The following is a 7,251-nucleotide window of genomic DNA, read 5'->3' as shown; positions in this document are numbered from 1 at the left end:
CGATCCGGCGCCGTGGGCCGTCCAGGGGCCAGCCGACACCGTTGAAGCGGGAACGGTTTTCTGAGCCAAATGGGCGTAACTGATGTAGTCGCACCATCCTTCGGCAAAGGCGCGTGCGGCGGTTGTCTCCGCCGTTCCGTCGTACCCGTTGTGGTTGCCGATGGTGACGGCCGGGTCGATGAACCGCTGCACGATATCTTCCAGGACGCTGTGCCCGTATTGGTGGGCGATGGCGATGCGGTTCCAGTGATCGGGCTGGGCGTTGCCCGGGTCGAGCTGCCTGGCGCCCGGCGCAGTGTGGGCGGTATTGATGGTCAGGGTCGTCGATAATGGCCCGAAGCTGCTGCCCTGACCGGCGGTGTTGCCCAGTTCGACCGTGAGATCGTTGCCACGCCATCCGCCTTCGCCGGTCCGCGTCTGGAGCCACTGGTGAATATCGCCAACGACACGCAGAATATACGGGGCCGCCAGTTTGACGTCGGCGTCCCCCATGCCGGTTCCGATTTGAAAGACCTTCGGCGCGGCGACGGTCCCGACCTCGTTTTCGATGTCGGTGAAAAGGCCGTTTGCGCCTGTACTGTCGTTGAGGTTGCGCGTATCCCACGCGATCACCGAGCCCCCCTGGCGGACGATGACCCTCGGCCCGATCACCGGATCGGGTTCGTCGGCAAAGGAGCGACTCATGCGCAGGCGAACGCTGAAGGTGATTTTATCGGCGCCGTTTTTGGGAACCGACAGTTCGGCCCGGCCATCCGGTCCGATCATGCCGTTGACCGCTTCGGCATGGGCTCCGTCAAGCCATGCCTGGATGTGGGTTCCTTGGGGAACCGGAAGATGCGCGCCGGCTTCACGGTCGAAGTATTCGAACTTCAGGTGCGCGAGCACGCCCGGCGGCCGCAAGCGGATGCGCAGGGTTTCGTCGGCGGCGACCAGGCGGGGATCGGTCCAGTTTTCGAAATGACCCGAACGGGTCGAAACCGTTCCCTCCGGGGAGACCACTTCGACATCGACATTGCGGGAGCTGTACTGGTCGTTTTCGTCGAAAAAGCCGATGTGGTTGAACGTGGGGTCGTTTTCGTCTTTGTCGATGGTAAAGTAGATGCTCGGTTCATGGTCCTCGCGCTGGAGGATGACGGCACGGATTTCACCGTTTTCATCGGTGGCGGCGCGGGCCAGGATCGGCGTGGGCGCCCCGTTTTTGGAATCGCGCAGCACCACGTCCACGCCTTCGGGAATGTTTTCGAACTGGTTGAAAACCGGGTCGTAGACCTCGATCTTGGCATGCACCCGGATGCCGGATGGCCGCATGATCACCGACACCGCCCCCGAAACCCCCACCGAGTTGCCGCTGAAGCTCTCGCGGTAAAACCCGCCGTCGACTTCGTCAAAAAGGTTGGACATCCAGTAGGGCGCGCCGCTGACAAAATAACTGCGACGACGAAAGTCGCTGAAAGCGTCTCCCTCGGGCATCAATACCCGGATGTAGAGATCGGGATTGCGCTCGCCGCTTTCGTAGGTGTTGATGGTATGGTCGACCACCGTCGCCGGTCCGCCCTCGGGATGGGCGACGCGCGGGTGGTGGCGGTGTCGATCAGGTCGTCGTTGAAGGTGTCGTCGTCCCAGATCTGAACGGTCACCCCGGCGGGCATCGGTTTGATCTGGCCGTCGACCACGTCTTCATAAAGCATGATCAGTCGCAAACGGATGTCCCGGGGCGACCCGAATCCGCTGATGATCCAGAACCAGAATTTCTGGGCGCCGCTCGGTTCGTCAGGCACCGCGTCGCGCGAGTCGAGCACGTGGAGGTCGCGGCGGGTGATGTTGTTGTCCAGCCGCACGTCGCCGTCGGAAACGATGGGATCGTCCCCGTGTTCGGCACGGACGAAAAGAGCCACCCATTCCCTGTCGGCCGGAGGGGTCCACTTGAACGGGCCGGCAAACGCCTCGCCCCGGGCGGGAACGTCGATGGTGGAAAGGTGGGTCGCGTGTCGCCGACTTCGAATCCCTCCGAAGACCAATCTCCGGGCCAGACCATCGGGGTGGCCGGATCGGCATGGTAGATCCGCACCTGGGCATCGTCGGCGTCGGCCCATCCGAGGTTGCGCACCCTTACATGGATGAAATATTCGGTCCCCGCGACGATGTTTTCCGCCTGGGCGGCGGTACTGGGATCGTCGTCCGTGGAAATGATGATATCCGGCGAACCGGGGTTATCGGCCGGTCGCTCCGGCGATGGCGCCAGACCGTCGTGCAGGGCGACACCGGCATTCGGTTCAAGGTCGACGAACGCAAGGTCGGGTAGGTTCGCCATCGTGCCGGGAATCGCGTGATCGCTTTGGGAGATGGCGCCGGAGACGACCAGGGCGAAATCCTGCTCTTCGCCCAGCGATGCGCCGACGGAGGAGACGGCAGAAGTTACAGCGAGTGCACGGACAACTATGTCGTGAAGACCGGCCTGTAAATTAGCTGTTGGTATGTCAATCTGCTGTACATTGTTGCGGCGAAGGTTCATTCCTGCTGGTCCACAGCCAGCCGGGGTCACAACACTGAATAGACGACCGTCAGAAACACGACGGATTCGCAGTTGCAAACGGTTTATCAGGGCTCCATTTGACCCGGGCGCAGTATAATAATCAGTCCAGACAAGGGTGGCCCGAAGTGGAACACGCGTGTTCGCGATGTTGACCCGAACAGCCTGTTGAATACGTCTATTGGGATCACCACCGGGGAAAAAGTTTAATGTCCGGGCCGGGTCATCCAAAAAAATCGTGCGTCGCGGGAGCCAGTTCTGAAGTGCCGGCGGGACCGCTGAGTTGACGGAATTGGTGAAAAGGGTTGATCGTAAATTGACAAGACCGAAACCCTGGTGACAGCTTGGATGCGGAGGTGCGTTCGTTATCCCTGAACCAGTGTAGGCGCCAGCGACCGCTTGAGCGCCGTGTACAAGCAATGCCTTGATCAACGCAGCGCTTGGTCGCCTCCGCCGGATGTCTGGATTGAGCGGATCGGAATATTTGAAGACTTTTCTCAGATATTCCCTGATCAGTACGACAAGCCCGGTGATATGGGGCGCAGCCATGCTGGTGCCGCCCATATAATGGTATGAGGATCCGGCTGCGTGGGGACCCCAGAATGCGGGTGAGGTTCCCGCGACCTGAGATAACGTGGAGTTGATGCTAACGCCCGGCGCCAAGACGTCCGGTTTTAACCGATCGACCGCAGCGCCCGCCGTGGTGGGTCCCCTGCTTGAAAAGGCGGCTACATGCTGTGGATTGTCGGAAATCGGATCGGTGGAAAGTGGCGCAGTGGGGAAGTCCCCAGGCCATCCTCCGCCATAAGTGCTTGCAATGAAAGCCTTGTTGTTTTCACTTGCTCCAACGGTAATATTGTTTTTTGCTGACCCATGGTTGCGCAGATTCTGCCAGTTGACGACACCGTTGGCGCTGGTGTCGGCTCCGGTGTTTCCAGCAGTGTATATCAGCACCATATCAGGATGCTTCCACACAAATTCATCTATTTGCCTGGATTGTCCCGTATAATTGCTGCTGTTCCCGGCCCCCCATGAATTGTTCTGTACACGGATGCCGTCATCATTATATCCGGATCCATACATTGTAAGTAGGTTTGCGGGTATGCCTCCCCAGTTTCCCGCGCCGTCCAAAAGTGATTTGAACACGAGTTCGGCCTTAAAGGCGAGGCCCTGAAGCGAACGGTTGTCTGACAATCGCCCGTTCCCCAAGACGATGCCGGTAACGTGCGTTCCATGACCATCCGGATCGCTCCATGACGTGCGAGCGGCCGCCGTACCGACTATAGACGGGTCATTTTCGTTTGGTGAATAACCTCGTCTGATCCGTCCTCCGGTTATACCGTCGAACTGTTTGAAATCGTCGAGTAAAGTTTCATTGTCAAAACCGCGATCGAGCCCCGAATCGGCGACGCAGACGATTTCACCTTCGCCGGTCAGGCCATGCCGGTCAATTATCGTAGCAACCTGGGTTATGGTGTCCGCAACATCCAGGTCGGGTTCGACCGGTTCGAACAGTTCAATCGAAGAACACGATTCGTTCCGTGCGATCAGCGGCAATGTACTCCGTGGAATGTCGGCTATGATCGAACCATTTCCTTCCTTCTGAACAGTTCCTCCATTCCCGGTGATAATCGATGTAATGTCTTCGGCATTTCCATCGGGAGTAACGCTGATATCGACCTTAACCGAATCTCCTGGAGCACCCACTGAGGTGCCGTCAGCTCCCGCTAACGTTCCCAATGAATCTGACATGATGGGATTGCCAAGTTCGGCCAGTTGGAATCCAACTTTGTACACCGGCTCGTACCGCCCGACCCATTTCACACCGTCAAGTGCCTCCACGGTAGAGGCTGTGGAAGCGTCCATGGAACATAACAGAGAATGCGTGGTCAAAAACGCCTGTAATAATCGCCCCTGCGCCGCTGATCACCCCTGACCAGGCCGGCAGCAGCGGCCCGTCGCAGACCACGATCCAGTGGCCGCTTCCGGCCGGCGGTTCCCAGCCAGCCGGTGATGAGGGTGGCGGCGCATTCGTGTCGATGGTCACATTGGGGAGCATCAGGGCGTCGATTTCAGGGGCGGCGTCGACGATGTAGCCGGCGGATTCGACGTTGCCGATCTGTACCGGATCGGCGTCCACCAGGACCTGCGCCGGGTAGGTGGCGATGATGCTGGTCACCAGGCCCGCGACCTCGGAGGCGGCCGCTGGGTCGTCGTCGTCGATGTGGATGAAATAATGCGCCACTGTCCGCTCCTATGCGCTGATGGAAGCCGATGCCGACTGGAATGACCCAAAGGCGTCGCCGACCCGGCGGACCCCTTCGAGCAATTCGTCGCGCAGATGCCCGATCGCTTCGAGGATCGGGGAAAAGATCTCCTGTAAATCCAGTCCTTCGAACTTCGCCAGTATCTCGTTGTACGCCTCGTCCAACACCGGGCCCAGAATTTCGAAAGGGTTGAGTTCGTCGATCAGCCCCACGACCGTTTCGTAGGGCGCGTCCACCGCGTCGGTCAGGGAACCGATGGCGGCGATGAGCCGGTCTTTCAGATCCAGAATCGCCGAGTAGGCACTGTCAAGGGAGGCCATCACCGTATCGAGGTCGATGGGCTCGAGGATGGCCAGGGCGGCATCGACAATGGCCTGCACCTGGTCGCGCAGCTCGTCGACCGTGATCTGCACCTCGCCGGTGATTCGTGCGCGCAACGCCTGCAACTGGGCGGCGGCGGCATCGAACATCGCGCCGGGATCGGGAAGGCTGTCGATCATGTCCCGGACCGGCGCGATGATGTCGTCGACGGCCGCTTCCAGCCCGTCCGGTCCAAGCCCGACCACGGTTTCCCGCAACTGACTGTGCAGGGCGCGGATGTCGTCGATGCCGGCGGCCTGAATGCCGCCGGAGATCAGGTCGCGAAGGGCTTGTTTGGTGTCGGCGGTGCCCGTATCCAAATCGCCGGCGATGGAACGGATCCGGTCGGCCAGCTGGTCCATGGGTTCAGCCAATGCCCCCGAATCGCCAAGCTGGGATTCGATTTCGTGGGAGAGGTCTCCGATCCGCGTTGTGAGGGCACTCAGCCGATTGATGGGCTGGGAGAGAATCGAAAGCGGTTCCATGCGCTGCATCAGCGCGATCAATCGCTGTCGCCGCTCCTCGGCGGTGGAATCGGGGAGGCTCCCCACCGCGTCCAGCGCGTCTGAAACCGAGGAACGCATCGATTCCGCCTGGGTGTGGACCTCGGCGAGGGCTACCTGTTGCAGACGGTCGTTGAAGGCGGCCACCGCATCCTGCACCCCCGTGCGCATGGACGGCAGCGAAACCCCGTCCACGGCGTTCGCCAAGCTGTTCATAGCCGATGTCAGGGCCGATGCGTCGGCGGCGTCGATGGCGTCGAGAACCACCTGGCGGAATTCGTCGATCGGATCGAGAATCGCGGCGGGGTCCACCGCATCGACTGCCGCCAGGGCGGCCTCGTGAACCGGTTGCAGCGGGGACAACAGGCCCTCCACCGTCAACGCCGCGTTGAGCTGGTCCCGGACGCGGTTGATGGCTGTGGTGATGTCGCCGGTAAAGGTGGTAAGGTCGAGTCTGGCGAGCTGCGCGTCCAGTTCGGCGATGCTTCCGCTCAGCATGGCATGCACCGGCGTCGGCGACAGCGTCTGCGCCAGATAGGTCTGCAGATCGCTTAAGGGTTGCATCAGCGGGGCCAGCAATGCGCTGGGAGAGGTCCCGTCCAGCAGATCGGCGGCACCGGTCACGGCGCCTATCACCGGTTTGAGGACCTCGGAAGGCCGGAAGGCCCGCAACTGCCCGGCCATGGCCTCGTAAGCATCGTCGATGCCCGTCCCTTCCAGCAGGCGCGATGGCTGAACCGCGGATAGAAAATCCAGAATTTTATCGAGTTCGGTCTGCAGCCGGCCCAACACCTCGTCGTTGACAAACGCCACACCTTCGTCGAACTTCTCGGTCAGGTATTTTTCGACCTCTTCGTCAAAGTTGAGGGACTTAAAGACCGCCAGCGCCGCGGCGAGCGCCCCTTTGAGGATTTCGGAAAGGGTTTCGACGTCGATCTCGTCCAAGGCCGTCTGCATCTCCTCGATTTGCGCCAGGACTTCATCGAAAACCGGATCGAGTTCCACCGAGGCGATCCGGTCGGCGACGCTTTGCAATTGCCCTTTCACATCGTCGATGGTGTCTCCGATGGTGTCGGGAATGGCGTCGCGGATGGTGTTGAGAAACCCCTCCAGATGCTGGCGGTAGGCGCCGTCCGGCTCCACCAGATCGTCGCGCAGGGTCGTGAGGGCTGCGGTCGCATCGGCAATGGCGGTGGTCGCCTCCCCTTGCAGCGTGGTGATTTCGGTTTCGAGCTGTTCGATTTGGGGCGTGACCGAGGCGATCTGGTTTGTCAGGGTCGATGCGACGCCGTCGAGGTTGATGCCGTTGAGGGCGTTTAAGATCGCATCGCTCAAGCTCTGGAAAGCCGCCCGCACTTCGAGACCCGCGGCGTTGATGCCGTCCACCACCGGTCCGTTTTGGTCCAAGGCCGCTTCCAGCGACGTGTTGACGGCGTCGAGATCGAAGTCACCGACGCGTCGGTTGCCGAAGCGACGGCGTCCCGGATCGGTTCCACCACCAGCGCCGGGGAAACCGCTTCCAACCGGGCGGCCGCGTCGCGCAACAGCACTCGCCACGGTTCGAAAAACGCGAACAGATCCTGCACCGTCG

6 protein-coding genes are annotated in these 7,251 nt (G+C 60.8%); all 6 read right to left on the bottom strand.

The window, feature by feature from the left end; translation table 11 throughout:
* On the bottom strand, window positions 1-1,539 hold a 1,539-nt coding region (locus tag JCM12296_RS30945), incomplete at its 3' end, for a hypothetical protein (RefSeq protein ID WP_157068053.1).
* A complete protein-coding gene (locus JCM12296_RS39235; protein ID WP_172684201.1) occupies window positions 1,470-1,688 on the bottom strand; it encodes a hypothetical protein in 219 nt (72 codons plus the stop codon). The genes JCM12296_RS30945 and JCM12296_RS39235, both read right to left, overlap by 70 nt.
* 2 nt (window positions 1,689-1,690) lie before the next feature.
* Window positions 1,691-4,354, bottom strand: coding sequence for a S8 family serine peptidase (locus JCM12296_RS37355; protein WP_172684200.1), 2,664 nt, complete (start codon window positions 4,352-4,354; stop codon window positions 1,691-1,693).
* Between the two features lie 4 nt (window positions 4,355-4,358).
* Window positions 4,359-4,775 (bottom strand): hypothetical protein, encoded by a 417-nt coding sequence (locus JCM12296_RS30930; protein WP_054701137.1) that lies wholly within the window; start codon window positions 4,773-4,775, stop codon window positions 4,359-4,361.
* Between the two features lie 9 nt (window positions 4,776-4,784).
* The gene (locus JCM12296_RS30925; RefSeq protein ID WP_218188371.1) at window positions 4,785-7,067 is read right to left on the bottom strand and encodes a hypothetical protein; all 2,283 of its coding nucleotides are present in this window, start codon (window positions 7,065-7,067) and stop codon (window positions 4,785-4,787) included.
* Window positions 6,992-7,251: hypothetical protein (locus JCM12296_RS42805; RefSeq protein WP_218188370.1), on the bottom strand; the 260-nt coding region annotated here is incomplete at its 5' end. The genes JCM12296_RS30925 and JCM12296_RS42805, both read right to left, overlap by 76 nt.

Origin of the sequence: Desulfosarcina cetonica JCM 12296, from assembly GCF_001311845.1 — a bacterium.
GTDB lineage: Bacteria > Desulfobacterota > Desulfobacteria > Desulfobacterales > Desulfosarcinaceae > Desulfosarcina > Desulfosarcina cetonica.
The sequence above is the reverse complement of the archived record's forward strand: the minus strand, read 5'-3'. Positions and strand labels throughout refer to the sequence as shown.

Excerpts from the sequence above, each read along its gene's own strand:
- JCM12296_RS39235 (WP_172684201.1), bottom strand. The coding sequence starts at position 1,688 with ATGCTTTATGAAGACGTGGTCGACGGCCAGATCAAACCGATGCCCGCC.